Origin of the sequence: Cupriavidus sp. OTU4054 (assembly GCF_038440175.1) — a bacterium.
GTDB classification, from domain to species: Bacteria; Pseudomonadota; Gammaproteobacteria; order Burkholderiales; family Burkholderiaceae; genus Cupriavidus; species Cupriavidus pauculus_D.
On record NZ_JASATF010000005.1, the window covers coordinates 150,452 to 174,310 of the forward strand.

Genomic DNA, 23,859 nt, shown 5'->3' on the forward strand with positions numbered 1-23,859 from the left:
GTTCAAACCTTTGCCATTGCCTTGCGGATGGCCGCCGTCAGGCGGGGAAGCTCGACCCGCACCGCACGGTTGAGGTCGAAACGTTTTTTCAAGCTCACGCGCCGTACCAGCACGGCAATGGGAATCTCCTGTCCGCGCCGCAGCCGCTTCGTACCAGTCCGCTCCCGCTCGGCTCGGCGGAAACGCGCGAGTGGTTGGGCGTTCTCGGCAAGGTTCTCGGCCATCAGGATCTGCTGGCCGTTCTTCTCGACGAACCAGGCATTGCCGGATCGCATCAGCGCATCGATCACCCGGGCGAAGGCCTTGCGTCCGATGCGCCGGTGTTGCGGTAGCAGTGGGATCAGCATCCGTCCTCGGATCGTCCCGCCTTGTTCGTGGATGCCCAGCCACGACACCTTCGAGCCGAGGTAGAGGGCCGGAAGCTCGTTGGTTTTGCGGTCGAACACCTTGGCGTGCATCGAGCGCAGGAACTTGGGGCTGGCCGTCCGGAAGCTGGCACGCATCTCGCCGCGTATCTGTTCGGCCATATCCTTGCCGCTGTCGCGCATCGCGCGGGCAACGGCGGCGTGGATCGCCTTGTGGGTATCGGCCTGCCAGGCGTTGAAACGCCGCCGGTCCAGTAGGCCCTCAGCGACCAGATCGATCTTCATCGCGCATTCCTTGATGGAGCTCGGCTTGCAGCTGGCGGATACCGTCGCGGCTCCCCTGGGCGGCGGCGGTCATGACCGCCAACCGGGTGGAGAGGCGCTCGTATTCGAGACGGCCGTCGGCAGCCAGGAAAGCGTTCATCTGTCCCAGCGTGTAACCCAGGATGTCCGGGTAGCGGTGGCCGCTGCGAATCAGGCGCGCGACGGCGTCGATCCAGCCTGGCGGCCGTTCAGGCTCTGCGCCAGATCGCCGACCTTCGGCGCGACCCGGCGCACGAAAAAATCGGCATTTACCCCGAACACGGCGGCGGCCAGCGTGATCGCATCGTCCAGCGCCAAGGCGTCCACCCAATCGCGCGGCTGACGACTGGCGAGCGCCAGTGCAGCCAGCAAGGCGTCGCCGTGGTCACAGAGCAAGGCGAGCCAGTCCGGTTCGCCGGTCAACTGTTCGGCAAAAGGCCGCACGGCCTTGAGCATCGCCGGCAGTTCACCGACGACCAGCGGGCTGATGGTCAGGCGCTGCCCGGCCAGCTCCAGTACCTGAGCCTGCGGCACGAGCACATCGAGATCGGAAGGGGTCATTGGCAGCTCCTTCACAGCAGCACGATGCGGCCGAACTGGCCGAGATCGCCGGCGGCCGGCTTGAGCGTGTCGGCCAGTACCTGCCCGGAGAGCTCGAACTTGAGCAACTCCTCGGTGATGATCGACAGCTCCTTGGCCGGGTTGATGGCGACGCGGTACAGGTCGATCACCACCTCGCGGTTGCTGTCGGCGGTGTTCAAGCCCTCGAAGCGCACCCAGCGCTCGGGCAGCGGCTGGGTGAACAGCGCCGTCGATTGGGCCGCGCCATAGGCGTAGTCGACCTTGAACGGCTCCACAAAGGGGCCGCCCGTGGTCTTGTCCGTGATCGACAGCGAACCGTGCTTGGCGTTGAGGCTGTACTGGCCCGCCGGCAGCGTCTTGGGAGTGGCCGAAGCATCCTTGACCACTACCGACGAGACGTTCTGCTTGGCGAGCAGGTACAGGCTGCCGACCGTGATCGGATTGGGCAGCGCCTCGGCGGTAACCGTACCGCTGACCTGGTCGGTGGTCGTTCCGTACAACGCGAGCCCCAGGTTCACGGCGATCAGTTCTTCCAGCGTGCAGGCGAATTCGCCCTTCTTGGTCTTGATCAGTTGCAGGTCGGCCAGGCGCTGGCCGCTGGTCGATTCTTGGTGCTCCAGGGTTTCCACCGACAGCGACACCTTGAGCTCGGGCACGTTGCCCACGAAGTTCAGCCCTTGCGGGTTGCCGGCGGTGTCGCGGGCGCCGATGTACACCCGGCCTTGTCCAGAAAAGTACGGCATGGTCAGTCTCCTTTACGAACGGGGGTGGCGAGCTTTGGGGCGGCGTCGGCCACTGCGACTTCCTGGGCGACGGCGTGGTCGATCAGCCATCGTGCGGTGGCCTCGTCGACGTCCAGGTGCACGCCGGGGGCATAGCGCACTCCGGCGTGGGTGTGGGGTTTCAGTAGTTCGATGTTCATGTCGGTTTATCCAGTTCGGGTCAGATCAAGTGCATGGGTGCGATAGCGGATCTCGTAGCAGGCCGGCAGCGCGACGGCCCCGACGTCGGCGTCCTCCGGGTCCCACTCGCAGTCAACCTCGCGCAGTGCCAGGGCAAGGCCGCCAAGGTTGCAGTCGCTCATCAGGGCTGCGTGGGCGGCGACCACCGCCAGGTCGACTTGGTCGAAGGCGTCGTCGCCACGCGCCACGGCAACCAGGCGCACGCTCAGAAGGCGGTCGACGAGGTTGTTGGCATGTGCAGTAATGCTGTCGCCTTCGGCAAATACCAGCAGCGCGGGACTGGCCTCCCGCGTCACCGGCACGGTCGGAAAGCGCAGTACCGGCGCGGGCGCCACCCCGGCAGTGAGGCGCGCAACGACCTCTCGCAAGATGCGCTCGCGGATGGAGTTCATGAGCAGGAGTCCTCAGAGGCGAGAGAGTGACGCGCGGCGTTCGCTGCCGTCGCCGATGCTGCGGATATCGCGGACGCGGTAGTTGCTGCCACCGATAGACACGGTGTCTCCTGCCGCCAGGCTCGGCAGCGCCGAGGCTGGAAAGCGGATCGTGTAGTCGGTAGACAGGGCCAGCCCGTCGAGCACGGTTTCGTCTGGCGAGCGGAAGTCGACGGCAATGGTGTGGCCATCGATTTCCGCATCCACAAGCAAGCCAGACCGACCAGCGGCGTCGTAGAAAGCTTCGATGCGCACCATCACACCGTCAGCTTCACGAGCACACCAGGGCGGTGGCACATGGGCAGCGGGTTGGACTGGGTATGCAGGTCTGTGCCGCGATCGAACTTGCGCGGCTCCTGCTTTGCATAGAGCGTCTGCCCGATGGTGTTGACCGTCTCGTTGAAGTCGGCAGGCGCGAAGTAGGTGCCGAAGGTGTCGACCGTACCCAGCGGGAAGGCGTGGGCCTCGCCAGCCGCGATGAAGCGCCGGGTAGTGCCGGATGGGTCCGTCGCCTGCCCGCGATACTCCTCGAAGGTGATACCGGCGTAGGTGAATCCTCGGCGCACGTCGTTGATCAGGATGGCGCCCTGCTGCCAGTTCTCGAAGGCTTTCTCGACCTTGGCGTGGCCGGTCAGTGCAGCGAAGAACTCGGGCGAGCACAGGCAGTGCACACCGCTCATGAACTCACCCTTGAGGTTGTCCTCGATCGCGGCCAGGGTTGCGAGGCATTTCGCCTTCACATTGGTGCCGGCATTGCCGAGGTCGAAGGCGATGGTCTGCGGCGTGATGTCGAACTCGTCGAACAGGTCGTACAGCACGGAGCCATCGGCATCTAGGATGACGCCCTTGAGCGCACCCATGCGCAGGTGCTCCAGCGTGATCGCGTGCTTGTTGCGCATGGTCTCCAGATGCCGTGCGATGACGCCCGCGACGGCTTCCGTTTCAGTCTCCGAGCCAAAGGCGCGGATGCCCTGAACCTCCTCAGGCAGGACGACATCGTCGTGCGGGATGTGCGGAATCACGAACGAGCGCAGGGTGCGTTTGCCGCGTACACCGACCGTGCCCGGGGCTCCCGGCGGCAGTGTGGGCAGCAGGTTCAGCACGCCGTTCATCTCCTCAACGATGACTTGGCGCTGGCGCACCGGCTTGGCCGGCATAAGGCCGAGATCCTCGATGCGGCCATAGCGGTTAGGGAGAATGTTGATGGCCGCCGTGAGCGCCGCCATCGAGAACGCGGGATTCGTGAATGGGTTCTGCATGGTGTGTCTCCTAAATCAGGCGGCGACTCGGACGAGGACGCCACGCGCTTCGAGCTGAGCGATCGCGGTAGCTTTCTCGGTGGGGGTGATGGCGACGGGCCAGAGCAGCGCATGGCTGGCGACGATGGCGTGGCGGGAGATCAGCAGCGCGTCCTCGCGGTCGACCAGGGTCGCGTCCACGTCGGCGGCGAGCACGCCAACGGCGTTCTCGGTGCCATCGGTGGCGGCCGGGGCGAGCACCTTCAGCTTGCCGGTCGTGCTGTCGCGGCCGACGATGGCGCCGAGCAGTAGGTTCTGTCCGGCAGCGACCGTGGCCAGGTCGCGGGAATAGAGATTCGGTGCCTCGTACTTGAGGAGATCACCGAGGTTGTTGGTTTCCCGAATGGCAGGCATGGCTTACTCCTTCGTGGCGAGTTTCTTGACGGCGGCAACGACTGGGCTGCTTTCCGGTCGGACGGTGGCTCCCGCATCGGCGGTGATGCGCGAGGCAATCTCGGGCTGGTCGGCGCGAGCCTCGAGCAGTGCGCGGCGGACTTGGGCCTCGGTTATGCCGGAGGCGAGGAATTCCGCTGTGCGCTGCGGCGCCCCAGCTATCAGGCAGATCTCGGCGATGGCTTGTGCCTCGATCCGTCCATTGGTGAGCGCTCCAGCATGCGCGGCTGCCATGGGTGGCGCGGGAGGCTGTTGCACCGGGGTGTCCGCCGGATCTGGCGTGGTCTCCGGCGTAGGTTCGTCCGGGGGACTGGGGTTTTCGTGATCGGTCATGGTCTGCTCCAAATGAGAGTAGTGATGGCTGGAAAACTGCGGGCTGGCTTTCAGTGACATGGGCGAGGCGCGGGCGAGTGGGCCGCGCCTCGCAGTACCTGCACTCGGTGTCGCCAGGCGGCGCTGTGCACCCAGTGCGTTGGAAAACTCGACCAGGACCTGATCGAGGCTGATCACGGCGTCGGCCAGGCCGGCCGTCACAGCGGCCTCCCCGAAGAGCACGCCGGCTTCGGTCGCCCGCACCGCATCGCTCTCAAGACCTCTCATCTGTGCGACTTGGCTGATGAAGATTCCGTAGAGCCGGTCTACTTCCGACTGCAGGGTCGAAGCCGCCTGCGGCGACAGCGGCGCATGAGGAGAAAAGTCGTTCTTGTGGTGGCCGGCATAGATCGCCGTGAAGGCGATGCCGTCCTTTGCATCTTTGATGGACTGGTCGACGTGCAGCGCAATGACGCCGATGGAGCCCACGCCGGCGGTTTGCGACAGGGTCAAGCGCGATGCGGCGGCTGCGATGGCATAAGCCGCCGAGTAGGCCGAGTCGTTGGCATGCGCCCAGACCGGCTTGATGCCGTTCGCAGCGCGAATCCGCTCGGCCAGCTCGAACACGCCACCGGCTTCGCCACCGGGTGAGTCGAGGTCGAGCAGGATGCCGCTGACCTGTGGGTCCGCCAGCGCGGCGTCGAGGCGTGCAGCGATCTCGCCATAGGACGTCAGGCCAGACGCCGCCTCCAGACCGATCGCCCGTCGTACTAGCGTGCCGTGCACGGGGATGATCGCGATGCCGGGCTGCGCCATTGCAGAAGCAGCCTGTGGGGTGGGTAGCGATACGGCGGCATCGATGTCCGGCAGTCCGATGCGCGCGCCGAGAACGGACAGGATCACGTCCAGTTTCGAACGCGCAATGAGAAGCGGCGTCCCGTAGAGACGGGACGCCAGGTGTACGAGCTGCATATCAGTTGTCCTGGGGTTCTTGCGGCGGAGCCTGGCTGGCCGTCGCCGCAGCGTTGACGGGCGCTTTGTCGTGGCGCGGGTCGGAATCGAAAACCAGACCGAGTTCGTCGGCCCGCCGGTTGTCGGCCGCGATTTCGCGGTCGATGTCTTCGGCGTCGTAGCCGAAGGCCGAGATGGCTTCGGAACGGGACAGCAGCCCTGCGCGGATCGCGGTGAGCATTGCGTCGAATTCCTTCTTCGGGTCGACCCATTGCCAGCCCTGCGGAATCCATTTCGCGGCCAGGTATTCCCGCTTGCGGCCGCCAAAGCCCGGGAGATCGAGTGCGCCTTCGAGCGCGGCCTGTTCCATCCATGCCCGCCAGATGGGGCGGCAGAGCTGGTGAACGATCACGCCATGCTGGATCGCCTCACAGCGACGGCGAAACTCCAGCAAGCCGGCTCGGATCGACGAATAGTTCACCTGCGTCAGATCACCGGTGAGCATTTCGTAGGTGATACCCATCGCAGCGGCGACTGCCCGGAACTGCATACGCAGGAACTCGGCGTAGCTGGCGCCGACGTCTGCCGGTTGGCTGAACTTGACGTCCTCACCAGGCTCCAGCAGCTGCAAGGTCCCGGGTTCCAGTCCTGCCAGCGACACACCGTTGGCGTCCGCCAGACCTTCGCCCATAAGGTTGTCCTCGGGCACGAGGCGGGTGATGAAGCCGGCGAACATCGCCGCCGTCTTCTTGCGCACCAGTTCGGCGTCGTCGTACTGGTCCAGCTCATTGAGTTTGACCAGTGCCCGCGCCAGCCAGGGCTCGCCCCGGATCTGACCTGGACGAAGCGGACGAAACAGGTGGATGATCTCGTCGGCAGGTACGCGCACGGTGTCCATGCCGCCCGTGCCGGACATGGGCGCCAGTGCACCATCACCTGGATGCGAGCGATATAGGTGGTAGGCGATGCGCCGCCCGAGGCGGTCGAACTCGATGCCGGCCCGGACCACATTGCCGGACGGAAGATCCAGGTTCATCGTCGTAGGCAGGTGTTCGGGCTCCAGCAACTGGAGCTGCAGGCCGACTGCCAGACCATCTTCGGGGCGCCGATAGCGCAGGCGTACCAAGGTCTCTCCGCCTTCCAGCATCGCCCTGCAGGCGAGTGCTTGCAGGCCATAGAAGTCGGTCAAGCCAGCTGCATCCGCCTCTTCACACCAGTCCCACCAGAGCGAATGAATGGTTTCCCGCAGTGCGTTGTCTGTGAGTATCGACTGCGGCTTGATGCCCGTGCCGATTGCGTTGGCGACGAAGGCTTCGACACCGGCCGCCGCCCAGGCATTGCGCCGCACCAGATCGCGGCTCTTGGCGCGGAGCTCGTTCTGGGTGAAGGCCAGGGCGGCAACCGCGCCTGGATTGCTGACCTGCCATGCAATCGCGCGTCGGCCACCTCCGATGCCGTCATAGGTGGGTGATGGGCCGCCGAACAGGCCACGCCGGAGTTTGGAAAACCAGCTCATCAGGTGGCCTTCTTGGTGGTGACCCGGATCTGGCGCTTCTGATTCGCGCCAGCGCCACGGGCGAGCTCGGCCTCGACCGTGCGAATAGCGGCCTGCAGTTCCTCAATCGAGCGGTACTCGACCGTCTTGTCGCCGAAGCTCACGCGGCGCTCGCCGGTTGCTAGCGCGCGCTTCAATGCGTCGAGTTGCGTGGTGGTGTAGGTCATCGCTTATCCATTGGTCTTCATCTGGTCAGCCAGCGGCTCTTGATCACGCGCCGACCGGCATTGCGAGTGCCAGAAACGGCGAGGCCACCGCTGTGGGTGGCCTCGTCGGGGTCGAATGTCTGTATCGGGGGCGGCTCATCCGGTGGCCGCTCCATCCCGAGTTGTCGTTCGAGTTCGCGCCAGTGGCGCTCCTCGAAGCGATCCAGGCCCGCCGCCGATGCGGCGGCGCGTGCGTACACGTAGCAGTCGAGCGCTTCATTGCGCTCGCGCATCTTTTGCCACTCGCGCACCGGGAAGCCGTTGCGGTCGCGGCGGGTAATCAACTGCTCGGCGCAGAGCTGCTGGATGAACTCCGCGTCGATCTTGGGCAGGTGAACGAACCCGGCAGGAAAGACCGTGGTCACGCCGTCCTCGCTGACATCCGCGCTCTTGCGCAGGTTGTTGTAGAACTCCAGCTTGGCGATACCGACCGCCACCGTGAACACCTTGATGCCCCGGCGCAGCTTTTTGCCGCCCTGCGAGACATCGATGGCGGTCGGCGTGCCGATCAGCGCCGCGCCGCGCGGTACGCCCTTGACCGGCATCACACGCGGATCGCGGCAGACCCGCACGAAGGCGTAGGCCTCCTGCGTCGCAAAGCCGGTGTCCAGCGCGAAACGGGCCAGCGGCATCGCCGCGCCAGAGGCGTGCGTCCAGTTCTCGGCGATCAACTCGCCGAGCCGTTTCCACACCACGTCGCGGGCGGTATCACCCATCAGCACGCGGTGCTCGACCAGCCAAGATTCCTTGCCGCGCCCGAAGGCCCAGATGGACGCTTCGATGCGATCTTTCTGCACGTCGGCCGCGCCCACCAGGAGCAATCCACCCTGCGGCACGGTGCCGATGCGGTAGTCCTCCCGGCGCTCGACCAGCCGTTGCCAGTCGGGTGCTTCGCCTTCCTCAACCCAAGTCTCGCCCAGCTCGGTGTTCTTGAAGGTCTTGATGGCCGCTGCTGACCCCGATTCCTTGTTGACGGCGCTGTCCCAGGCGGCGGCGATGTCGCGCCAACTGCGCCAGCCCACGGGGCTGTACAGCGACGACAGGTGGAACCCCGCCGTCTTGCCCGAGCTGTCGCTGGTCATCGCCCGCCACTCGCCGTGCTCCAGCATCCAGGTCTTGTGATGCTCGGCAATCGGCTCATCGCAGGACTCACAGATGTAGGCCGCCGTTTCCGGTTGACCTTTCTCCCAGCGCAGTTGCTCGAAGCGCAGCCACTGTCGGTGCGAGCAATGCGGGCACGGCACGAAGTAGCGACGCTGGTCGCTGGCCTCGTACTCGCGCTCGATGGCAGATGCCCCCGAGATCGTCGGCGTCGAGACGATGAAGATCTTGCGCCGGGCGAAGGTGCGCGTGCGGGCTTCGGCCAGCGAGATCGCATCGCCTTCACCCTCGACGTCCAGCGGATAGCCGTCCACCTCGTCGAGGAACAAATAGCGCACCGGCATCGAACGCAGGCCGACCGCGCTGTTCGCGCCCGTCATCACCAGCACACCGCCCCGGAACTCCTTGGCCAGGATGGTGTTGCCCGAGTCGCGCGAGCGCGCCGGTGCGATCAGTTCCGCCAGCGCCGCCGACTCCTCGATCAGCGGATCGATCCGCTGCTTGGAGTTGCGCTTGGCCATCTCCACGGTCGGCCACACCGCCATCATCGGCCCTGGGGCGTGGTGGATCACGTAGCCGATCCAGTTCGAGCCCATCTCGGTCGCGCCGAGCTGCGCGGCCTTCATGAACACCACGCGCTCGACCGGCGAGGTCGGCGACAGGCAATCCATGATCGCCTTCAGGTACGGCGTGCGACTGGTGCGCCAGCGCCCAGGCTCGGCGGATGCCTTGCTGGAGAGCATCCGGTGCCGGTCCGACCATTCGGACACCGTGAGCAACGGGTCGGGCGTCAGCCCCTCGCGCCACGCACGCTCGATTTCCGCCGCGCCTTCGTAGTCCATGTCCAACATCAGTCCACCCGGGGACGTAGTTCGCCCAGCTCCTGCAGGTGTTCACGCACGGCCGCCTCCAGGGCGACGTGCATCGTGTGCGGATCGACGCCGAGCTTGGCCGCCATCTGCGCCGAGATGCGCGCGGGCCAGTTCAGCCAAGCATCGCGTTCTGATCGCGCCAGCTTGAAGACGTGGGCGATGGCCTGCGGCCGATCCACCAGTTCGCCCTTCAGTCGTGCCAGCCGCACCTTGTTCGTCTGCGCCTTGACCACCTCGTTGACCGTGCGCGCCTGAAGGAGCGATGTGCCACCAGCGGGTAAGGCAGCCGGCCCGTCGCCGCCGCCCTCCGGCACGGCGACCTTCGGGGCCTTGGCGCGCGTTCCGGCCTTGGGAGCCTCCGAATTGCGCGCCCACTCGCGATCCGCGCGGTCGGCGTCGATGGTGCCGTCAGCCTCCGGCGTGATACGACCGGCACGGATCGCCTTGTGTACGGCGGTGTCGGTGACCCCACGGTGGCGGGCGTAAGCGCGAATCGAGATACCCATCGGCCCCTTCAATCATTGGTTCGTCACTCCTTCGGAATCAGCTTGGCTTCCATCGGGGACAGCGCGTTCATACGGATGTCAGCACGATCAACCAAAGGAGAACGCGATGAACAAGACCATCAGCCAACCCACCAAGAAAGGCGACCAGGTCGCCTACTACAACGCCAAGGACCAACGCAGGGTCGGCGTGGTGCAAGGCTGGCGGGACGGCAAGGTCGTCGTCCTGCACAGGGCCGGGTACACGGATCTCGTTCCGCAAGCTGACCTCTACCTCCTCGATTGAACGCCGGGAGCCAAGCAGGAAGCGCTTGGCTTCATTCCCGAACAGCGCGTTCATCACGTCAACCGATCAACCACCCCGAAGGAGCAGCAAATGACCACCACCCAACTGACCCCGGCACAGCACGCGATCCTGGCCTACGCCCTCGAACACACCGACGGCAAGATCGACTGGTTCCCCGACAACATCAAAGGCGGCGCCCGCAAGAAGGTGCTCGACGGCTTGTTCAACCGCGCCCTGATCACCCCCTCCGGCACCGACTGGTTCGTCGCTGCCGAGGGTTACGACGCGATGGGGCGCGCCCGTCCCGCGCCTGCGCCACTGGCCGCAGACCCGGAAATTGAGGCCGCCGTGACGGCGGCCGAAGCCGAGTGGGTCAAGGAAAAGGCCCCGGAGCAAGCGCAGGCCAAGCCCCGCACCCGCGAGAACAGCAAGCAGGCAGAAGTCATCCGGATGCTGCAACGCGCCGAGGGCGCGACGGTACGCCAGATCTGCGACGCCACCGGCTGGCAGGCGCACACAGTGCGCGGCACCTTTGCCGGTGCTTTCAAGAAGAAGCTCGGCCTGACCATCGTCTCCGACAAGGCTCAGGGTGGGGAGCGGGTGTACCGGATCGCCTGATCATACAAACTCATCACGAAAGGAGTTTGAAACCACACAACTCCTTGACTTTCTAATTCATGGTAGGCAGAATAACTCCTGTGCTCTCCTTTTGAGAGCTTTTAACAGGAGAAGATTGTGGCGAAGCTGTTTGTGGAAATTGATGACGCACTTTTGTCCCGGGTTTTGATCGACAGTCAGGAGCAGGAGATCAGCCTTGATACCTTCATCAGCGAGGCGCTGAACGCTGCATTGGCAAGCCCGAACCCCGTGCCCGCGCGAAAGGCAGTGAACGTTGATGACCTGATTGCGAGTGCGGTGGATCGTGTGCGCACCAAAGAAATCGGTTCAGAATTCATGCTGATAGACCTGTGCACCGACGAAGACTGGGAAGCTCTCAGCGGCGGCGAGCGCAAGAGCCTCGGCAAAGGGTTCCGAAAAGCGGTTGAAGGCATGGAGCCATCTATTGCAATGTATGTTCGTCGCACCAGCAGTAACAAGGCTGTCTACAAGAGGGTCTGATCAAGAGCCTGTGGCACAGACATCGATTGATCTGTGCCACAGGTTAGTGATCTCTGTAGCTTCGCAGAATCAGCTGGCGGTCTTGAAAAACCGCCGGATTGACTCCAAATTCGTTCCACAAAATCTATCTACCGAAGGGCGCAAGATGAACAGCGAAGATTTCAATAAATGCCGTCAGTTTCTGGAAGAACAACTGTCGAAAAACATCGAGAACAAAGACCTCCTTGCCACCTACCAGAAACTGATCGAGCTCAAGAGTCAGTATGACCAAACTACGGACAAGGCTGTGATCGAAAAAGAGATCAAACAGGCCGAGTTCGATGCGCAGTACCACACTGTGCTTCAGACCTCGAATGTCGACTACAGCAAAGCCATTCATAAAAACAACACTGATTACAACATCGCAGCCAATAATGCCGCCACTCAGTTTCAGCAGCACCAAATGACTACTCAGGCCGGTGTTCTCAACACCGCAATGGGCCAACCGCAGTTCTGGAATGGTTACCAGCAGCCGAATCCGTCGCTGCCAAATCAGGGTTTCTAAAGGCTCACGGCATCGAAGATCTCCCCATCCGCCTCGCGGGTGGCTTGCTTGCCCGTCCATTCCTGCCAGCGGCGCACGATCACGTCGACGTACTTGGGGTCGAGCTCGATCAGCCGTGCCAGCCGTCCTGACTTCTCGGCGGCGATCAGCGTTGTGCCGGACCCGCCGAACGGGTCAAGCACCACGTTGCCGGGGCGGCTCGAATTGCGGATCGCACGTTCGACCAACTCCACCGGCTTCATGGTCGGGTGCAGGTCGTTCTTCTGCGGCTTCTTGATGTTCCACACGTCACCCTGATCCCGGTCGCCGCACCAGTGGCGTGTCGCCCCCTCGGGCCAGCCATATAGGATCGGCTCGTACTGGCGCTGGTAGTCCGCGCGGCCCAGCGTGAAGGTGTTCTTGGCCCAGATGATGAACGTCGACCACTTGCCACCGGCGGCGCGGAACGCGGCTTGCAGCACATCCAGTTCGCTGGACGACATCGCCACGTAAATGCCACCCCGACAATGCGCGATGGTCGGCATCAGCGCCGCCAGCAGGAAGTCGTAGAAACCGTCGCCGAGGTTGTCGTTCAGGATCGCTCGATCCTTCCCGCGCATCTTGTCCTTGGCGCTGTTGGCGTAGTTCACGTTGTACGGCGGGTCGGTGAATACCATGTCCACCTGCGCGCCATCGAGAACCAGGTCGTAGCTTTCGGCCACGGTGGAGTCCCCGCACAGCAGGCGGTGGCCACCCAGCAACCACACGTCACCCGTGCGCGAGACGAGTGTCTCGCACATCTCAGGCACAGCGTCGTCATCGGTTTCGCCTTCGCCATCCGGCTCTTCGCCCGCCATCAATTCGGCCAGTGCATCGGCATCGAAGCCGGTCAGCGACAGGTCGAAGTCGTCATCCTGCAGGGCAGCGATCTCGATGCGCAGCATCGCGTCGTCCCAACCCGCGTTTTCGGCGATGCGGTTGTCCGCGATCACCAGAGCCCTGCGCTGCGTGGGGCTCAGATGGTCGAGTACGACCACCGGCACCACCTCCAGCCCGAGCTTCTGCGCGGCGGCAAGCCGTCCGTGACCGGCGACGATCACGCCATCGCTGCCCGCCAGGATCGGATTGGTGAACCCGAACTCAGCAATCGAAGCGGCGATTTGTGCCACCTGATCGTCCGAGTGGGTACGCGCGTTGCGGGCATAGGGCAGCAGCTTGGCTGTCGGCCACTGCTCGATCTTGTCGGCAAACCAGGAGGCGGTCATTGCTCTACCTCCGTGGTGGCGAGACGTTCATTGATCACCTCGTCGAAGGACTGGCCTGTTGCCAACAGCGTCACAGGCACACCGGGGTGGTTCTGCTGGAAGCGCTTGATGGCGACATCCACGTACTCCGGCGCGATCTCCACGCTGCGACACACACGACCGGTGCGCTGCGCGGCCAGCATGGTCGTGCCGGAGCCGCCGAAGGGCTCGAACACGACGTCGCCCTCGTCCGAGTAGGCCGCGATCACGAATTCCGGCAATGCGACCGGAAACACGGCCGGGTGGTCGATGTCCTGTCCGATCTTGCCTTTGTGGCGCATAAGGCGGATCACCGAATCAGGAATCCGAGAGTCCTGTGTCGGCTGACCTGCGTGCGTCCAGCCGCCCACTTCGCCGCCCTTGCTGCGCATCGCCGTGGACGAGCCGTCGGCGCGCAGGTGCGATTCCTGGCCCGCGTGCTTGCAGGGCACGATCTTGTTGGGCTTGCGACTCTGGCGGTTGAAGTGGAAAACGAACTCGAAGCTCGGCGCAAAACGGCCCGCCCAGTCGCCGGGCATCCCCGGCCCCTGATCCCAAACGTACCACGCGAAGCGCCGCCAGCCCTGCTGGCGCATCCAGTTGAGCCACGCGTCCCAATACGGGATGACTTCGTTGTCGCGGTGGATCAGCCCCAGGTTGACCAGCACCTGGCCGTCATCGGCCATCGGCACATTGGCGAACACGCCGCGCATCAGGCCGTCCCAATCGACGATGCCGCCCGACGTGTAGTCGCGCTGGTTGCCATAGGGCGGCGATGTGAAGCACAGCCGGGCCACATCACCCTGCATTAGAGTGGCGACCACGGTGCGGTCGGTGGCGTCGCCGCAGATCAAGCGGTGCGCGCCCAGGGCCCAGACATCGCCGGCACGGGATACCGGCACCACCGGAGACTCAGGCACATCGTCGGCAGCATCCGATTCATCAGCGTCCTGCTGGTTGTCGCCTTCATCGGCGACCACGCCGTCCGCGAGCAAGGCCTCGATCTCGGCATCCTCGAAGCCGGTCAACGCGAGGTCATACCCGGCTTCGGACAACTCGGCCAGTTCGAGCGCCAGCAGCTCCTCGTTCCAGCCCGCGTCGAGCGCCAGCCGGTTGTCGGAGATGACGTAGGCGCGCTTCTGCGTGGGCGACAGGTGCGCCAGTTCGATGACCGGCACCTGATCCAGTCCCAGCTTGCGCGCGGCGGCCAAGCGCCCGTGGCCCGCGATGATGCCGTTGTCGCCGTCCACCAGCACCGGGTTCGTCCAGCCGTACTCGACGATGCTGGCGGCGATCTTGGCCACCTGCTCGTCGGTGTGCGTGCGCGGATTGCGGGCGTAGGGGATCAGCGCCTCGACCTTGCGGTACTCGACGTTGAGCGTGTTCAGAATCGGTTCCTCGGAAAAAGAAAGCCCGCCGACGGAAATCCGTGGGCGGGCTCGTGATGGGTGCGGACTGTGGCGGGTGCAAACTGCAAACCCTGCAAACCTTGGTTTGCAGTCGGACGCTAGGCGAATGCCGCGCTCGCGCCCCCCGCATTGCTTTTTCGGCGGGAAGGACCCGTCGAAATTTCTCGGAGCGCCGATCTAGAAACGACGAAGGCCACGAATTTCTCCGTGGCCTTCACACGCGCAGTGCTCGCAAGATTACGGTGAATAGTAGCCAAAACTCTTCGAAATGTTGCAGCCGCCTTCGACTGCAAAAGCAGCATGCGCCCGCTTCTGTTCGCACGACTTCGCAGCGACCTTTGATTTCCTCTGACTCCACTCACGCAGTCATGCCGCCACGGGCTTGGTCACGCCGTTGAGCTGCGACACGACGATCGCCAAGGCGGCTTGCCAGCGGCGCCAAGCGGTCGTCCGATCACAACCAAATCGGCAGCAGATCTCCTTCCACCGATAGCGCTCAGCGCGCATCCAGACGAGGTGGCGCTGCTCGACCTCCAGCCAGAGCACCCATTGCATCGTCTCCAGCATGCGATCGATGGCCGCCGGTTCAGGCGGGAAGCGAACGATGGGCGGCTCTGCTCCGAGGTTCTCCCAGGGCATGCGTTGGATGGCTGGCCAGCAGTTGAAGTAACCCTGGACCCGAACAGGTGGAAGTCGATGGGCCGTGCGTGCGGCCTCCCAGAAGCGATCGGCAACGAGATCAACGGTCCACTCAGACATGGCGACGCTCCTTGGCTCCGTACAGGCGGTCGCCAATGCGGCGCAACAGCTCGCGCTCGGTCCAGTTGAGTCGTGCATCCTCAGGGGAGATGACGAGGATGCGCTGGTCGAGCCAGCCCTCGCGCTTGATTTCTTCGGGGTCTGGTCGGGGTTCTGGCAAGAGCCGTCCCAGGGGGCTGCGGTACTGAGGTGTCGGGATCTTCATGTCACACCTCCTGAGTCTCAATAGCCCAGTGCAGGATCGCCAGGGCATCGGCCTCATTGTCGTCAGCGGGTGCATGACCACGGCGGCGGGCGGCGGCGACCATGTCGTCCTTGCGCGCGTTGCCCTTCCCGGTGGCGTGCTTCTTGATCGTGCCGACCGGCACGCCCTGGTACGGGATTTGGTGGTGTTCGCACCAGGCTGTCAGATGGGCCATGAAGCCTCCGTATGCGTGAGCAGCATCAACACCGGCGTGCCGACGAACCTCTTCAAAGAACACCGCATTCAATCCGTCGACCGACTGCTTGACCTCCGTGATCCAACGCTTGAACCGCAGGTAGCGCATGCCGCCACCCTCAAAGCGCTGGGGCTTGAAGATCTCAGTACCGCTGGTGATGTCGCCGTCACGACCGAGCAATGCCCAGCCGGTCTGGGTCCCAAGGTCCAAGGCCAGGATCGAATTGCCGCTGGCCGGGTGACCGACGCTTTTCCGACCGCCGGACAAACCTCCACGTAGGCCAGAGGGAACCGCTGTTCCCTCTCCTACGTAGTAGGAGGGGGAGTTTTCTCCAACTGGATTCGCCCGGAAAAGTGAGCAACCACGCGGGTTTGCGTCAGTTGGCAAGTTGGCAGCCTTGCCGACTGCCAACTGAGCTTGCATCCCGGCAAAGCCTTGTCCTGCAAGGGATTGCAGTTGGAAGGGGTTTGCCAACTGGCGGCAGTTGGCAAAGTAGTGGGTGCAGTCGGCAACGGGTCTGCCAACTGCGAAACGAGCACTCATCATGGGGCCTCCGGATCGTTCAGTTCATCGTGGTACACCCACACGTCCGGGTTCTCGACGGGCATCGCCGCCCCGGAGTGCGGGCACTTGTAATGGGTGGGGAGCACCGCGTGCTCACGCACCGGCAACTCACCGGTGGCTGGATCTGGTTCGCCGTTGGGCGCACGCAGAACCATGCCCTCGACGCAGAGGTAGCCAAACTTGGTGCGCCCGCTCGATGGCATGCCATAGTCCGCCGCGTTGCGGAAATACTTGATGTATCCCTGGGTGGACAGCGCGGAGATCCGTTCGCGGATGGTGCGTTCGCCGCCAAGCCCCGCCTTGCCTTCGAAGGCCTCGGCAAACTGATTGGCCGTGTAGCAGTGCCCGGCAGCAGCCTCGTCGAACAGGATCTGCAGGATGGCGTCGCGCTTGCGGCGGCGCTCGGCATCCAAGCGTTCGCCGTAGTCCTTCATCACGAGGCGATCGTTGGCATCGACCTCCCGCCACTCGCCGCTGATCTTGTCGACGTGCTTGAGCGGAATGCCGGCGCCGTTGCGCAGCTCGAAGATGAGCTGGCGCGTCGTGCGGGTCTCATCGGGCCGGAACAGCAGCATCCCGGTCGAGTAGTAGCCGCGCAGGCTTCCTGCCCCGGCCAAGGCCTGGAACGGGTCCTCCTCGAACTGCTTCTTGCCCAGCTTCTTCGTGTGGTGGGCCAGGATCACCCCAGCGTCCGGATTGACCGCCTGACGAATCCTGTCCACCCGCTGCGAGAGGAAGAACAACATCGCGCCGTTGTCGTTTTCGCCACCTGCGTCGCCACCATCGAACACATTGCGGATGGGATCGATGGCGATGATGTCCGGGGGCTCGCCACCAAACGCATTCGCAATGGCAGGGATCACTTGTGCGAGGCCAGCGTCGTCAAGCACAAGTCGCAATTGGGGTGTGGCCACGAAGTTCGCACGGGCATCCAAGAGCCGGCTGGCTGGGATGCGCACCTCTTTGACCCGCTCACGCAGGTAGTGGTACTGAACCTCGGCCTGAAGGTAGAACACGCGCAGGGGTCGCGGCGGATGCATGCCAAGAAAGGCAGCGCCAGCAGCCATGTGAGTCAGCCACGCCAGCAGAAAATCGCTCTTGCCGACCTTGGGCGCACCGCCGAAGACCAGCATCCCTGCCGGCGTGAGCACACGCGGCGAGATGAGATCGGGCGGCAGCGGCGAGTCGTCATCCAGCAACGCACCCAGTGTGAAGGTCGGCAGCATCGGCAATGCCGCCTTGACGACTCGGCGCTCGCCCTGCGCGACGAACTCAGCGCAGTCGAATCCCTCGGCGACGGCGTCGGCGGCGTCCCACTTGTCGGGCTTGTCTGAGGGCGGCACCAGGATCGCAACGGAGGCACAGCCTGCAGCCACACATGCGCGCGCAGCGTTCTCGGCGTAGTCCCAGCCTGGCGAATCACGATCGGGCCAGATCAGCACCGAGCGTCGAGCCAGGGGGCGCCAGTCGGTTTTGTCGATCGGCGCCTTCGCCCCGTTCATCGCGGTGGTGGCCGCGATTCCGCAGGCGATCAACGCATCGGCGCACTTCTCGCCTTCGACCAAGACGACCTGCATCGACTTGGTGATCGCGGGCAGGTTGTAGAGCGGTCGGGGATCGGGGGCCCGCCACATCCGAGCGCGCACGTCCCAAGGCCGGTACTCCTTGCCAGTCGGTGGGTCGTATCGGTACACGCAGGCGACCAGCTCGCCTTCGGGCGTGAGGTAGTCCCATTTCGCGGTGTAGGGGCCAAGCTCATCGACAGCAACCGTGCGGACGGCGTGCCGAGCCATGGACTGCGCGGGTGGCGCGACACCCAGCCACTGGCGAAGCTCGGTGGCCAGCCTCGGAAAATCATGCCGGGCGGACAGGCACTGGGAACGTGCCCACAGGTCGATGACGTCACCGCCATCGTCCGTGGCGAAGTCCTTCCACAGACCGCGACGGGGACCATCGAGCTCGACAACCAGGCTCTTGCCGGGTGAGCCATCGGTGTCGCCGACATAGAACTTGCCGCCCCGGATGCGGCCTTGCGGAAACAGGTAGTGCAAAACCGCTTCCAGGCGATCCAGCAAACCGGTGCGCAGTGCCTCCGTGTCACTGACGAGATCCTCGCGCGGTTCGGCGGCATCGTTGAAGTCCAGCCACACGATGTTGTTGCTCATCAAGTCGCCCTCCAGCAGCGGTCTTGCCAGGAGCAGAACTTGCACTCGAAGTGGGTCGGCGTGGCCGCGTGGCGAGGCAACAGCTCACCGGACTCGGATGCAGAAATCACCCGGACGGCCCGATCTGACATGCGCTGCGCCAGTCCACCGTCAAACGGCACCAACTCGAACCAGATCTCCTGGGAGTCCTTGTTGATGGCAGTAAACAGCGCGGGGTTGCGAGAGATGCCCGGAACAGTGGCCTCCATGTAGGCCTGGTAGATCGCCATCTGCGCGGCGTAGACGGGCTTGGAACGAGCGACGCCGAGCTTGACCGTGTCGCGCCAGGACTTGTCGTTCATGGTCTTGCATTCCCACAGCGACGGGCACTGGAGCCCCAGCACACTGGGGGCTGCGTTGATCACGCCATCGACGTGGCCCTGGATTCGGCCGCCCGCCACCGAGAAGCCAAACTGGCCCCCGCTGGCTTTGCGCGTGTACAGGTCGAACCCAGCCAAACGCAGCCAGCGAATGGCCACGTCTTCAAGGGCATGGCCAACTTCGAAGACACGCAGGATGCGGCCTGGAATCTCCCGACCGGGATCAACCGGGGTCCTCAGGTACTCGTACTGGAGCGCCCGCTCACAGGCGACACCGAGCCTCGACGCGCCGAGGTAGGTGCGTGGAGCTTGGTCGTCGCGATCACTGGCCAGGGCGGTATCGATCAGCTCGCTGATCTGTTCATGGACTTTGGGACGGTGGTTGAAATCCAGCATCAGAACGGCCCTCCCTTCGGAGATGTCTGGCCCTGACGTGCCAGACGTTCCTCAAGGAAGGCGCGGTCTTTCGCGGCCATGCGCTCGTGCTCTTCGATCATCTGGTCCTGATACGCCGTGACCACGACATCGATCAGGGTCAGCACCTCATCTTGGGTGTAGTCCGCCAGCGGACGTTGCATGCCGATGGAGCCGACGTACTCTCCCAGCGGCGACAGGCACGCGCGCATCGCGGCCAGCTCCATGTCACTTGGGTCGATCATGCGTGCCTCCGTCTTGGTCATCAGCAGGCAGAACGCGTCCTGACAGCGGCGCGAACAGAGCACCCACTCTTCCGAGTAGCGATTCGGGTCGCTGGGTTTGAGCCGAGGGTTGAACCAGCCGTACCCCTTGGCCTTGCGGTAGCAGATCGCGCATTTCAAGCGGCCTCCCGATGACCGTCATTGGCCGCGACGACCAGCCGCTGAATCGACGACTTGTTGAACTGAAAGGCCAACAGGGCCGATGCCTGGTAGCGGGTCATGCCGAAGTCCGCTCGCATCTGCTCAGGGATGTAGCGCAGCTGCTTGTCCGTAGGGGGCTCGTTCAGCCAGCGCCGGGTCTTGTAGGCGGAGTCGGCGGACTCGTGGTCGTTGAGCCAGTCGTCGGCCTTGGCCATGCAGACCGTGCGCTCGCCGACGGCCAGCAGGTGTGGCCTCAGATCCTTCCCGCCGCCGATGGCGTGCCAGCGGCCATTGAGAAAGAAGATGCCACCCCACGCACTGAAGCCGGTGGCCATCAGCGCGTCGTCATGCCCGAACAGATCGCACCAGCGGAAGTTGGAGCGCTTGAGCAGATCGATCTCGCTCATGACGAAGTCCGCTAGCACGCCCAGCTTTTGTGGCTCCCTCTCCCATACATGCCCGCACAGGGGGCACTCCATGCAGGCCAGCGGAACGATGGCGCCGCAATCTGGGCAATCCTTGGTTGGCGCCTCACCTTCGCCACGATGCCCGTCGAGGTTGATTTCTTGTTCGATTGATCCGTGCATCAAGCTGGCTGTGCCGAAGTCCAGCACGATGCACTCGGTCTTGATCACGCCCGGGAACTCCTCAGGGTCGACAGTCCGCAAACCACGACCAACCATCTGGATGAAGGTCGATTTGTAGGAGCTGGGTCGCAGCAGGACGACGCAGCTGGTGGGGGTGTAGTCGTAGCCCTCGGTCAGCACCGCCACGTTGACCACGACCTGGGCGCGCCCAGTCTCGTACTCCGCCAGGCGCGCTTTGCGATCCGCATCGGACAGGTCACCGTGGACCAACACCGCGTGCACGCCTGCGTCGACAAACGCATCGCAGACGTTTTGCGCATGGGCGACCGTCGAGCAGAAGACGATGGTCTTGCGCGACGACGCGTTCGCCTTCCAGTGTTTGATCACCGCTTCGGTGATCAGCCGCTTGTCGAGAATTGATGCGACCTCGTCCATGTCGAAGTCCATCGCGGTGCGGCGGACCTGGCGCAAGGCGTTCTGCACGCCGACGTCGATCACGAAGGTGCGCGGCGGAACGAGGTGCCCGGCCGCGATCATCTCGCCCAGCGTGATCTGGTCAGCGACGTTGGAGAAGACCTCGCGCAGGCCCTTGCCATCGCCGCGATTCGGCGTGGCGGTCAGACCGCAGATGCCAGCGCGAGGATTGCGGGCCAGCACCGCGTCAATGACAGCCCGGTAGGTCGGCGACGAGGCGTGGTGTGCCTCGTCGATCACGAGCAGATCCAAGGTGGGCATCTGGTCGAGATGGGCCTGACGCGACAGGGTCTGCACCATCGCGAACGTCGCCTGACCGCGCCAGGACTTCTCGTTGGCATCGAACACGGACGTGCTCATGCCTGGATTCACGCGCGAGAACTTGTCCCGGTTCTGGCCGGTCAGTTCGGTGCGGTGCGCAAGGATGCAAGCCTTCGCATCGGGCTCGACCAACACCCTGCCGGTGACCGCCGACAGCATGATGGTCTTGCCCGACCCGGTCGGCGCAACAGCCAGTGTGTTCCCATGCTCATCGAGCGCGGCCAGTGTGCGCTCGACCAGGAGGGATTGACGGGGACGGAGCATCATGACCGTGGCCCTCCGTCACTGCGCCCAGCTGGGACGGCCCGGGGTGGGTGCCCGGCCGGTGGCCTGCGCATAGGCATTGGGTGCGCTGGGCGCGTTGGCAGCGGGTGCCGGCTGACGCGCGCCGCCCATCAGCGCGGCGTAGTCCTTGTGGTCCGGCGTGATGGCCGCCTTGATGACGCTCTTGTCCTGGCCGTTCTGGTCCTTTTCCCAGTCGACCTTGCCCAGGAACTCGATGCCATCGAGATCTGCGAATCCGCTGATGCGGCGAGAGTTCTGCGCAGCAGGACTGTTGTCGCCGGGATGAACAGCACGCGCCGAGTTGAGGATCGCCTTGACAAAGGTGCGACCCATGTTGGCCCACTCCGGACCCTTGGGGCTGTGCAGGCCGATCAGCGACCACATCTTGCGGCGGGCGAACTCCCCCTCCATCACGACGAACTCGCAGTTCAGGTAGACCGAACCGGTGTTGTCGTTGCGGGTGGCGTAGCCGCCAGTCCATCCTTGGGACGCGTCATCGAAGCCACCCGGACGGATGGTCATGCGCACGCGAGCCAGGGTGCCTTTGGGGATCAGGTCGAAAGACGTCTGTTCGGAAGCGGAATTGAAATCGAAGTAGGTCATGATCAGGACTCCTGAGTCGAAGTGGATTCGGGGGTGGAAGCGGGGCTGGGACGAGCGAAATCGAGTCGCTCGGTGGCGGGCTTGGCCGGGCCGGCGATCTTTTCCATGAGGCGGCCGAGATGCGGCTCCTCGATGGCATCAAGCCGACCGGAACGGTCCTTGGCCGGGAAATTCCATTGGTTCAGCGTGTGGCAGACGAATGCCCGGTAGCCACTGCCGTCGTCAGCCTTGAGTTCAGTGAGGGTCACGACCTCGTCAACGATCCCGGGCAGTTCGAGCCCGGTCTTGGAGCCGTCGATCTGCAGTGAGAAGACCCGGCGGTTGAAGTCATCCAGGGCCTCGTTCAGGATGCCGACGAACCACACGTTCTTGCGGCGCGTGTGCTGCAGGTGCGTGAGCCAGCCGATCATTTCCTGGCCCATCAAACCGTAGGCGCCACGGCTGTCGGGCTTGCCGGTCTTCTCCGAGTAGGCCTGCGGCTGCCCCTTGCACCACTGCAGGCACAAACGTCCGGCCACGGTGATCGAGTCGACGAAGACGGTCTCGTACTTGTCCAGGACCGACGGATCGCCGAAGCGCGCGCACACGGCATCGAAGTGGGCTTGGCTGTAGGGCTGGTCCTCGCGCAGTGCCGGGTTCGGGCCACCGATGAAGACGGCGAAGTCACGGCACTCCTGCCAAGTACGGGGGCGGATCGTGTCGCCGGCCCAACCTTCGACGGCGAGATCGCCAGCCTCGAGGTCGAAGAACAACGTTGCCGTCGGCTTCAGCGTCCAGAGCTGCGAGGTCTTGCCGATGCCGCTCTTGCCAACGAGCACGCCCTTGACGCCACGGCGCTCAGTGAGGCGTTGGTCGGCGGTGATGATGGGCAGGCTCATTTCCGTCCCCCTTCACCGCCCAGATCGGCGAATGCAGCAGCCACCGTGGTGACGCCCAGTGCGCCGCGCTTGCGGGCCAGGTCATAGAGATCGCGCAGACCCTGCAGGCGGCGGTGGTGGACGCGGGACTCGGCCTCCATTCCCTGAATCGCGAAGGCCAGGTCGTCGACAGTCGCGTCCTCCAGCGGGCGCACCACTTCATCGGCACGATTGCCATCGAGGGCCGGGATGCGGATCGTCTCCGGCAGGTCCCGCAGGTACATCTCGGACTGCTTGAGCAGCAGCTCGATCAGCGTGGATTTGGTTTTCATGGGGATCACTCCTGAATCAGTGCGAGGCGGAACCCGGGCTTGCCGGTCTTGAGCGTTCGCGCCGGGGCAAACGCGCTCTTCAGCGTCTCGGGCCAAGCGTTGAACTTGGTCTCGGAGATGCGGTAGCTGATCTCGACGTACTCGCTGGGGTCTTCGCCGTTGGCGGCGATGCGGCGGGTGATGTCGTTCAGCTTGGTCTGGTCCCACTCGACCTTCTTGGGCAGGTCGGCCGTGATACGGACGTGGCCGTCATCGAAATGCACGACACCGGTGTCCTTGCCGGCCGCCAGACGCAGTTGGTGGGCGCGCTGGGCGTACCGGAGATCCAGAGCGCGATCGACGTGCTCGACGATGGCCTTGGCGGCGGCCAGTAGATCGGCGGCGTCGTTCTTCAGTTGGAAGAGCGACTCGCTGGACCGCTGGGCGAGTTCGCCGGCTGGCGTGGCCAGCACTTGATCGGGGGGGAGGTGGCTCATGCCGCACCTCCCGCATCGACGCGCTCGGAAGTGCTCTTGCGCAGGCTGTCGGACTCGAAGGCCTCGACGTCCTCAACGCGATAGAGAACTCGCCCTTGCAGTTTCAGAAAGACCGGACCGATTCCTTCGGACCGCCAGCGTTCCAGTGTGGCTTCGCTGACGTCCCAACGGTCCGCCAATTGGCGTTGGTTGAGGTGTTTGACACTCACGTTTTTCTCCTTTCAGGTGATTGCGAAAACGTGAGGTAATCTTCAAATTCGGCATGTACGGGCGTCTGCCACCGCCATGTACGGGCTGATGTGCGGGCTCAGCCACGGCGCGAGAAAACGAGCCACAGAAAGCAA

Annotated in this window: 32 protein-coding genes; 4 read left to right on the top strand and 28 right to left on the bottom strand. The window is 64.2% G+C overall.

Annotated features, from left to right (window positions below; all coding sequences use genetic code 11):
• Positions 1–2 precede the first annotated feature (2 nt).
• Genes AAHB16_RS08530 through AAHB16_RS08595 form a run of 14 tightly spaced genes read right to left on the bottom strand, consistent with a single transcriptional unit; the run spans position 3 to position 9,837 of the window.
• Positions 3–650, bottom strand: coding sequence for a DUF6441 family protein (locus AAHB16_RS08530; RefSeq protein ID WP_047835762.1), 648 nt, complete (start codon positions 648–650; stop codon positions 3–5).
• Positions 628–789 (bottom strand): hypothetical protein, encoded by a 162-nt coding sequence (locus AAHB16_RS08535; RefSeq protein ID WP_342050617.1) that lies wholly within the window; start codon positions 787–789, stop codon positions 628–630. Before AAHB16_RS08535 ends, AAHB16_RS08530 begins: the two co-directional genes overlap by 23 nt.
• A 50-nt stretch (positions 790–839) precedes the next feature.
• Positions 840–1,229: a DUF6631 family protein gene (locus AAHB16_RS08540; protein WP_342050618.1), complete on the bottom strand. Its 390-nt coding sequence runs from the start codon at positions 1,227–1,229 to the stop codon at positions 840–842.
• A gap of 11 nt (positions 1,230–1,240) precedes the next feature.
• Positions 1,241–1,993, bottom strand: coding sequence for a phage tail tube protein (locus AAHB16_RS08545; RefSeq protein WP_047835760.1), 753 nt, complete (start codon positions 1,991–1,993; stop codon positions 1,241–1,243).
• 2 nt (positions 1,994–1,995) lie between these two features.
• Positions 1,996–2,172, bottom strand: a complete 177-nt coding sequence (locus AAHB16_RS08550; RefSeq protein ID WP_342050619.1) for a DUF7210 family protein — start codon at positions 2,170–2,172, stop codon at positions 1,996–1,998.
• A 6-nt stretch (positions 2,173–2,178) separates the two neighbouring features.
• Positions 2,179–2,604, bottom strand: a complete 426-nt coding sequence (locus AAHB16_RS08555; protein WP_342050620.1) for a hypothetical protein — start codon at positions 2,602–2,604, stop codon at positions 2,179–2,181.
• Positions 2,605–2,616: 12 nt separating this feature from the next.
• Positions 2,617–2,901 carry a head-tail joining protein gene (locus AAHB16_RS08560; RefSeq protein ID WP_047835758.1) on the bottom strand — a complete coding sequence of 95 codons (285 nt, stop codon included), beginning with the start codon at positions 2,899–2,901 and terminating at the stop codon, positions 2,617–2,619.
• Positions 2,901–3,902, bottom strand: coding sequence for a major capsid protein (locus AAHB16_RS08565; RefSeq protein WP_047835757.1), 1,002 nt, complete (start codon positions 3,900–3,902; stop codon positions 2,901–2,903). Before AAHB16_RS08565 ends, AAHB16_RS08560 begins: the two co-directional genes overlap by 1 nt.
• Before the next feature lie 15 nt (positions 3,903–3,917).
• On the bottom strand, positions 3,918–4,295 hold the full coding sequence (locus AAHB16_RS08570) for a head decoration protein (RefSeq protein WP_047835756.1): 378 nt from the start codon (positions 4,293–4,295) through the stop codon (positions 3,918–3,920).
• A 3-nt stretch (positions 4,296–4,298) separates the two neighbouring features.
• Positions 4,299–5,618: a S49 family peptidase gene (locus AAHB16_RS08575; protein ID WP_047835755.1), complete on the bottom strand. Its 1,320-nt coding sequence runs from the start codon at positions 5,616–5,618 to the stop codon at positions 4,299–4,301.
• 1 nt (position 5,619) lies between these two features.
• Entirely contained in the window at positions 5,620–7,113 is a 1,494-nt protein-coding gene (locus tag AAHB16_RS08580) for a phage portal protein (RefSeq protein WP_342050621.1), read from the bottom strand.
• Positions 7,113–7,319, bottom strand: a complete 207-nt coding sequence (locus tag AAHB16_RS08585; RefSeq protein ID WP_034379059.1) for a phage head-tail joining protein — start codon at positions 7,317–7,319, stop codon at positions 7,113–7,115. Before AAHB16_RS08585 ends, AAHB16_RS08580 begins: the two co-directional genes overlap by 1 nt.
• 17 nt (positions 7,320–7,336) lie before the next feature.
• The gene (locus tag AAHB16_RS08590) at positions 7,337–9,310 is read right to left on the bottom strand and encodes a phage terminase large subunit family protein (protein WP_342050622.1); all 1,974 of its coding nucleotides are present in this window, start codon (positions 9,308–9,310) and stop codon (positions 7,337–7,339) included.
• Positions 9,310–9,837, bottom strand: coding sequence for a hypothetical protein (locus tag AAHB16_RS08595; protein ID WP_034379057.1), 528 nt, complete (start codon positions 9,835–9,837; stop codon positions 9,310–9,312). Before AAHB16_RS08595 ends, AAHB16_RS08590 begins: the two co-directional genes overlap by 1 nt.
• A 106-nt stretch (positions 9,838–9,943) precedes the next feature.
• Between AAHB16_RS08595 and AAHB16_RS08600 the strand changes: the two genes are divergently transcribed.
• The 4 genes from AAHB16_RS08600 (at position 9,944) to AAHB16_RS08615 (ending at position 11,783) form a co-directional block, all read left to right on the top strand.
• Entirely contained in the window at positions 9,944–10,120 is a 177-nt protein-coding gene (locus tag AAHB16_RS08600) for a hypothetical protein (protein WP_342050623.1), read from the top strand.
• 90 nt (positions 10,121–10,210) lie between these two features.
• Positions 10,211–10,738, top strand: a complete 528-nt coding sequence (locus AAHB16_RS08605; protein ID WP_047840188.1) for a DUF3489 domain-containing protein — start codon at positions 10,211–10,213, stop codon at positions 10,736–10,738.
• A gap of 117 nt (positions 10,739–10,855) precedes the next feature.
• Positions 10,856–11,239 (top strand): DUF1413 domain-containing protein, encoded by a 384-nt coding sequence (locus AAHB16_RS08610; RefSeq protein ID WP_047840189.1) that lies wholly within the window; start codon positions 10,856–10,858, stop codon positions 11,237–11,239.
• A gap of 10 nt (positions 11,240–11,249) precedes the next feature.
• Positions 11,250–11,783: a hypothetical protein gene (locus AAHB16_RS08615; protein ID WP_342050624.1), complete on the top strand. Its 534-nt coding sequence runs from the start codon at positions 11,250–11,252 to the stop codon at positions 11,781–11,783.
• On the opposite strand, the gene AAHB16_RS08620 is transcribed toward AAHB16_RS08615, so the two are convergent.
• The 14 genes from AAHB16_RS08620 to AAHB16_RS08685 all read right to left on the bottom strand — a co-directional run bounded on the left by AAHB16_RS08620 (position 11,780) and on the right by AAHB16_RS08685 (position 23,724).
• Positions 11,780–13,027 carry a DNA methyltransferase gene (locus tag AAHB16_RS08620; protein WP_047840190.1) on the bottom strand — a complete coding sequence of 416 codons (1,248 nt, stop codon included), beginning with the start codon at positions 13,025–13,027 and terminating at the stop codon, positions 11,780–11,782. The two genes, AAHB16_RS08615 and AAHB16_RS08620, sit on opposite strands and share 4 nt — an antisense overlap.
• Positions 13,024–14,433: a site-specific DNA-methyltransferase gene (locus AAHB16_RS08625; protein WP_342050682.1), complete on the bottom strand. Its 1,410-nt coding sequence runs from the start codon at positions 14,431–14,433 to the stop codon at positions 13,024–13,026. Before AAHB16_RS08625 ends, AAHB16_RS08620 begins: the two co-directional genes overlap by 4 nt.
• A 387-nt stretch (positions 14,434–14,820) precedes the next feature.
• Positions 14,821–15,213, bottom strand: coding sequence for a DUF6362 family protein (locus AAHB16_RS08630; protein WP_034379048.1), 393 nt, complete (start codon positions 15,211–15,213; stop codon positions 14,821–14,823).
• Positions 15,206–15,418 carry a hypothetical protein gene (locus tag AAHB16_RS08635; RefSeq protein ID WP_047840192.1) on the bottom strand — a complete coding sequence of 71 codons (213 nt, stop codon included), beginning with the start codon at positions 15,416–15,418 and terminating at the stop codon, positions 15,206–15,208. The genes AAHB16_RS08630 and AAHB16_RS08635 overlap by 8 nt, the downstream gene beginning before the upstream one ends.
• Position 15,419: 1 nt before the next feature.
• The gene (locus tag AAHB16_RS08640) at positions 15,420–15,920 is read right to left on the bottom strand and encodes a hypothetical protein (RefSeq protein WP_047840193.1); all 501 of its coding nucleotides are present in this window, start codon (positions 15,918–15,920) and stop codon (positions 15,420–15,422) included.
• Positions 15,921–16,195: 275 nt separating this feature from the next.
• The gene (locus AAHB16_RS08645; protein WP_342050625.1) at positions 16,196–18,382 is read right to left on the bottom strand and encodes an AAA family ATPase; all 2,187 of its coding nucleotides are present in this window, start codon (positions 18,380–18,382) and stop codon (positions 16,196–16,198) included.
• Entirely contained in the window at positions 18,382–19,137 is a 756-nt protein-coding gene (locus AAHB16_RS08650; RefSeq protein ID WP_047840194.1) for a hypothetical protein, read from the bottom strand. The genes AAHB16_RS08645 and AAHB16_RS08650 overlap by 1 nt, the downstream gene beginning before the upstream one ends.
• A complete protein-coding gene (locus tag AAHB16_RS08655) occupies positions 19,137–19,559 on the bottom strand; it encodes a DUF6511 domain-containing protein (protein ID WP_047840195.1) in 423 nt (140 codons plus the stop codon). The genes AAHB16_RS08650 and AAHB16_RS08655 overlap by 1 nt, the downstream gene beginning before the upstream one ends.
• Positions 19,556–21,229, bottom strand: a complete 1,674-nt coding sequence (locus AAHB16_RS08660; RefSeq protein WP_342050626.1) for a DEAD/DEAH box helicase — start codon at positions 21,227–21,229, stop codon at positions 19,556–19,558. The genes AAHB16_RS08655 and AAHB16_RS08660 overlap by 4 nt, the downstream gene beginning before the upstream one ends.
• A gap of 15 nt (positions 21,230–21,244) precedes the next feature.
• On the bottom strand, positions 21,245–21,850 hold the full coding sequence (locus tag AAHB16_RS08665) for a hypothetical protein (RefSeq protein ID WP_047840197.1): 606 nt from the start codon (positions 21,848–21,850) through the stop codon (positions 21,245–21,247).
• A gap of 2 nt (positions 21,851–21,852) precedes the next feature.
• Positions 21,853–22,728 (bottom strand): ATP-binding protein, encoded by an 876-nt coding sequence (locus tag AAHB16_RS08670; protein ID WP_342050627.1) that lies wholly within the window; start codon positions 22,726–22,728, stop codon positions 21,853–21,855.
• Positions 22,725–23,039 (bottom strand): hypothetical protein, encoded by a 315-nt coding sequence (locus AAHB16_RS08675; RefSeq protein WP_034379030.1) that lies wholly within the window; start codon positions 23,037–23,039, stop codon positions 22,725–22,727. The genes AAHB16_RS08670 and AAHB16_RS08675 overlap by 4 nt, the downstream gene beginning before the upstream one ends.
• A gap of 5 nt (positions 23,040–23,044) precedes the next feature.
• Positions 23,045–23,515: a hypothetical protein gene (locus AAHB16_RS08680; RefSeq protein ID WP_342050628.1), complete on the bottom strand. Its 471-nt coding sequence runs from the start codon at positions 23,513–23,515 to the stop codon at positions 23,045–23,047.
• Positions 23,512–23,724, bottom strand: coding sequence for a helix-turn-helix domain-containing protein (locus AAHB16_RS08685; RefSeq protein WP_082193712.1), 213 nt, complete (start codon positions 23,722–23,724; stop codon positions 23,512–23,514). Before AAHB16_RS08685 ends, AAHB16_RS08680 begins: the two co-directional genes overlap by 4 nt.
• Between the last annotated feature and the right edge of the window lie 135 nt (positions 23,725–23,859).

What these genes read in the sequence shown, in the direction of transcription:
- AAHB16_RS08530 (WP_047835762.1), bottom strand. Translation starts at nt 650, where the DNA reads ATGAAGATCGATCTGGTCGCTGAGGGCCTACTGGACCGGCGGCGTTTC.
- AAHB16_RS08535 (WP_342050617.1), bottom strand. Translation starts at nt 789, where the DNA reads ATGAACGCTTTCCTGGCTGCCGACGGCCGTCTCGAATACGAGCGCCTC.
- AAHB16_RS08540 (WP_342050618.1), bottom strand. Translation starts at nt 1,229, where the DNA reads ATGACCCCTTCCGATCTCGATGTGCTCGTGCCGCAGGCTCAGGTACTG.
- AAHB16_RS08545 (WP_047835760.1), bottom strand. Translation starts at nt 1,993, where the DNA reads ATGCCGTACTTTTCTGGACAAGGCCGGGTGTACATCGGCGCCCGCGAC.
- AAHB16_RS08550 (WP_342050619.1), bottom strand. Translation starts at nt 2,172, where the DNA reads ATGAACATCGAACTACTGAAACCCCACACCCACGCCGGAGTGCGCTAT.
- AAHB16_RS08555 (WP_342050620.1), bottom strand. Translation starts at nt 2,604, where the DNA reads ATGAACTCCATCCGCGAGCGCATCTTGCGAGAGGTCGTTGCGCGCCTC.
- AAHB16_RS08560 (WP_047835758.1), bottom strand. Translation starts at nt 2,901, where the DNA reads ATGGTGCGCATCGAAGCTTTCTACGACGCCGCTGGTCGGTCTGGCTTG.
- AAHB16_RS08565 (WP_047835757.1), bottom strand. Translation starts at nt 3,902, where the DNA reads ATGCAGAACCCATTCACGAATCCCGCGTTCTCGATGGCGGCGCTCACG.
- AAHB16_RS08570 (WP_047835756.1), bottom strand. Translation starts at nt 4,295, where the DNA reads ATGCCTGCCATTCGGGAAACCAACAACCTCGGTGATCTCCTCAAGTAC.
- AAHB16_RS08575 (WP_047835755.1), bottom strand. Translation starts at nt 5,618, where the DNA reads ATGCAGCTCGTACACCTGGCGTCCCGTCTCTACGGGACGCCGCTTCTC.
- AAHB16_RS08580 (WP_342050621.1), bottom strand. Translation starts at nt 7,113, where the DNA reads ATGAGCTGGTTTTCCAAACTCCGGCGTGGCCTGTTCGGCGGCCCATCA.
- AAHB16_RS08585 (WP_034379059.1), bottom strand. Translation starts at nt 7,319, where the DNA reads ATGACCTACACCACCACGCAACTCGACGCATTGAAGCGCGCGCTAGCA.
- AAHB16_RS08590 (WP_342050622.1), bottom strand. Translation starts at nt 9,310, where the DNA reads ATGTTGGACATGGACTACGAAGGCGCGGCGGAAATCGAGCGTGCGTGG.
- AAHB16_RS08595 (WP_034379057.1), bottom strand. Translation starts at nt 9,837, where the DNA reads ATGGGTATCTCGATTCGCGCTTACGCCCGCCACCGTGGGGTCACCGAC.
- AAHB16_RS08600 (WP_342050623.1), top strand. Translation starts at nt 9,944, where the DNA reads ATGAACAAGACCATCAGCCAACCCACCAAGAAAGGCGACCAGGTCGCC.
- AAHB16_RS08605 (WP_047840188.1), top strand. Translation starts at nt 10,211, where the DNA reads ATGACCACCACCCAACTGACCCCGGCACAGCACGCGATCCTGGCCTAC.
- AAHB16_RS08620 (WP_047840190.1), bottom strand. Translation starts at nt 13,027, where the DNA reads ATGACCGCCTCCTGGTTTGCCGACAAGATCGAGCAGTGGCCGACAGCC.
- AAHB16_RS08630 (WP_034379048.1), bottom strand. Translation starts at nt 15,213, where the DNA reads ATGTCTGAGTGGACCGTTGATCTCGTTGCCGATCGCTTCTGGGAGGCC.
- AAHB16_RS08635 (WP_047840192.1), bottom strand. Translation starts at nt 15,418, where the DNA reads ATGAAGATCCCGACACCTCAGTACCGCAGCCCCCTGGGACGGCTCTTG.
- AAHB16_RS08645 (WP_342050625.1), bottom strand. Translation starts at nt 18,382, where the DNA reads ATGAGCAACAACATCGTGTGGCTGGACTTCAACGATGCCGCCGAACCG.
- AAHB16_RS08650 (WP_047840194.1), bottom strand. Translation starts at nt 19,137, where the DNA reads ATGCTGGATTTCAACCACCGTCCCAAAGTCCATGAACAGATCAGCGAG.
- AAHB16_RS08660 (WP_342050626.1), bottom strand. Translation starts at nt 21,229, where the DNA reads ATGATGCTCCGTCCCCGTCAATCCCTCCTGGTCGAGCGCACACTGGCC.
- AAHB16_RS08665 (WP_047840197.1), bottom strand. Translation starts at nt 21,850, where the DNA reads ATGACCTACTTCGATTTCAATTCCGCTTCCGAACAGACGTCTTTCGAC.
- AAHB16_RS08670 (WP_342050627.1), bottom strand. Translation starts at nt 22,728, where the DNA reads ATGAGCCTGCCCATCATCACCGCCGACCAACGCCTCACTGAGCGCCGT.
- AAHB16_RS08675 (WP_034379030.1), bottom strand. Translation starts at nt 23,039, where the DNA reads ATGAAAACCAAATCCACGCTGATCGAGCTGCTGCTCAAGCAGTCCGAG.
- AAHB16_RS08680 (WP_342050628.1), bottom strand. Translation starts at nt 23,515, where the DNA reads ATGAGCCACCTCCCCCCCGATCAAGTGCTGGCCACGCCAGCCGGCGAA.